The organism is Actinomycetota bacterium (genome assembly GCA_036280995.1).
In the GTDB taxonomy this organism is placed as follows: domain Bacteria; phylum Actinomycetota; class CALGFH01; order CALGFH01; family CALGFH01; genus CALGFH01.
In genome coordinates, this window is record DASUPQ010000640.1 from 1 (window position 1) to 2739 (window position 2739).

2 protein-coding genes are annotated in these 2739 nt (G+C 68.5%); both read left to right on the forward strand.

The features are described 5' to 3' along the window. Positions 1-238 precede the first annotated feature (238 nt). A complete protein-coding gene (locus tag VF468_21880) occupies positions 239-1540 on the forward strand; it encodes an IS256 family transposase (protein HEX5880940.1) in 1302 nt (433 codons plus the stop codon). 917 nt (positions 1541-2457) lie between these two features. Continuing rightward, positions 2458-2739: hypothetical protein (locus VF468_21885; protein HEX5880941.1), on the forward strand; the 282-nt coding region annotated here is incomplete at its 3' end.

A 2739-nucleotide genomic window follows, 5' to 3' on the forward strand; every position in this document is an offset into this window, starting at 1 on the left:
CCCCCAACCCGACCCGGCACGCTGCTACGTGCTGCTGCTGCAGTTGCCGTTCTGATGTGGGAACGGCTGTCAAGGTGAGGACAGGCGCGTTGGCACCACGGTCGTGGTGGGTGTGATGTCGACACCGGGCTTGTCCCCGGCGATGGGCGGGCCGGTGGCGTCCCAGGTCGGGTGTAAAAGTAGGACGGGCGTAGGCTCCCAGCAGAGCTAGCCACTCAAGCTGAGGAGGTCCACGCCCGTGCCCCCAAGACTATCTGCTGTCGAGCGTATCCGCGCCCAGATCGACGAGCTGTTCGCCTCCGAGCAGGACCTGGGGCAGGTCCTGGAGGAGGTCGCCCGGCTGAGCGTGCGGTTGGTCGTGCAGGCCGCCGTGGAAGCCGAGGTGTGCGAGTTCCTGGGCCGCGACCGCTACCAGCGTGGCGACCGTGACCGCGTCGGGTATCGCAATGGCCACACCGAGCTGACGGTGAAGACCACCGCCGGGCCGGTGGTGCTGGAGCGGCCCAAGCTGCGCGGTACCACCGAGCCGTTCACGTCCCGGCTGCTCGGCAAGGGCGTGTCGCGCACCAACGCGCTGGAGGCGCTGGTGCTGTCGGGGTTCGTCCGCGGCCTTTCCGTTCGCGACGTGGAAGCCGCCCTGGCCGAGGCGCTGGGCCCGGAGGCGGCGCTGTCGAAGTCGACCGTCAGCCGCGTCTGTGAGCAGGTCAAGACCGAGTTCGACGCCTGGAAGCTGCGGGATCTGGGCGGGATCGAGCTGGAGTACCTGTTCCTGGACGGCTCCCACTTCCGGATGCACCCGGGCGCTCGCGCCGAGCCGGTGCTGTGCGCCTGGGGCATCACCACCCAAGGCACCCCGCTGCTGGTCGGGCTGGCACCCGGCACCCACGAGGGCCACGACCCCTGGGCCAGCTTCCTCGGCGAGCTGGTCGAGCGCGGCCTACGCGCGCCGCTGCTGGTGATCACCGACGGTGCGCCCGGGCTGATCGGGGCGGTCGAGCTGGTCTTGGCCAACAGCCTGCGCCAGCGGTGTCTTGTCCACCGCGCCCGGAATCTGCTGGCCAAGGTCCCCACCCACGCCCAGGCCGAGGTCAAGGCCGCGTTCTGGCAGATCTTCGACGACATCACCGCCGAGCCCGGCGAGGCTGCGGTCGCCCAGGCCCGCAGCCGAGCGCACGCCTTCGCCGACCGCTACCAGGAGCGCTACCCCGCGGCGGTCGCCTGCCTGACCGACACCCTGCCCGAGCTGACCTGCTTCCTGCGGTTCCCGCGTGAGCACTGGGCCAGGATCCGGCACACCAACCTGATCGAGCGGACCTTCGGGGAGACCCGCCGGCGCGTCAAGGTGATCGGCCGGCTGCCAGGGGAGCGGTCGTGCCTGAGCCTGGTGTGGGCGGTGCTGGACCGGGCCTCGCGTGGCTGGCGTGGGGTGGTCATGACTCCCACTGCGGTGCGGCTGCTGCAGGAGCTGCGCCGCCAGCTTCACCATCGGTCACCACTCGAGGAGGAGGTGGCCGACCAGACCGTCATGCCAGCCGCGTAGTATCCGTCATCGGGAGCCCGCGCCTGCCTGCTTTTCCACCATCAGCGGGACGCCACCCTCCGATCGACCGAGAACTCTACGCCTCACGCGCGGCCGATACCGCCGATTCCTCTGCGACGTTGATCGTGTGCCTCACCGACTTCCTGTGGTCACGATGTCCTTGGCATCGTATTCGCGATCGCATGAAGCGGCACATCGATCGCCCGCCCAGTCGGCTTGCAGCTGTCCGTCGTCCGTGTTGCTCGCCCCCGCGGGTCGCGTCATAGCGATCAGCGATGCGCTCGAAGGACAGGGACGAACGTTGCTCGCTCATGGCCCGATGATGGCATGTGGTCTGCCGGCGCGAGGACGGCCGCCGCAGGCGGCCGCCCGCAGGGCCGGCCTTGAAGTAGTAGAGAAACTCCTCACCGAAGCTCGCCTCCGCAGCCCGCGCTGATCCATGAATGTCACAGGGATGGGGTGAATCACGTCCGTCCTCACCCGCTGGCTGTAGCTGTCTACGAACAGCCCAGGGGCTCCTGGTTGGAGCTCAGCCCCGCACCTCAACGTCCCGCCAGAAGGCGTCGACCCGGGCGTTCCACTTGGGAATAGCGCGGCTGGGAGGGTCCGGGGGGAAGGCATGCCAGCACAGCGGAACCAGCGCAGCACGTCCAGCCACCACCAGGGCAGGAAGCATCACCGCCAGGCGTGGCAACGACGGCAACGGCAGGCGCAACAACCGGGCCGCTACAGGCCTGTCGAGCTGTCCATCAGGACCGCCATCGACCAGGTGGCGGAGGGCCAGAACGACGACACCTTCGGGATCGCGGTCCGCTCCCTGTGTGTGCTTCCATCCTTCCTGGGAGTGAGACCTCCCAGCGGTTGCACACGATCTCGCACGAGACCGTCCTCGGGATCGACTCCAGGACCGCCCGCTGATGGTGTGGGAGGACAACATCGACCTGGGCGAGGGGATCATCCCCATCCACATCCTGAATCTGACTTGCGCGGTCCACCTGCGGCAGGAGCACGGCTTCAAGCGCTGGCAGATCAGCAGGTTCAAGGAGACCTATCCCTGGCTGAGCCGGGACGACGGCACCTTCGCCTTCGCGGCCCTCCACTACCTGGTGCATGTCGAGGGAGCAGCCGTCCCGCTGGATGAGAGCGTCACCGTCGCCTTCGTGCGACTGATCAGGCCGCCTGGAGTCACCGACCACCTG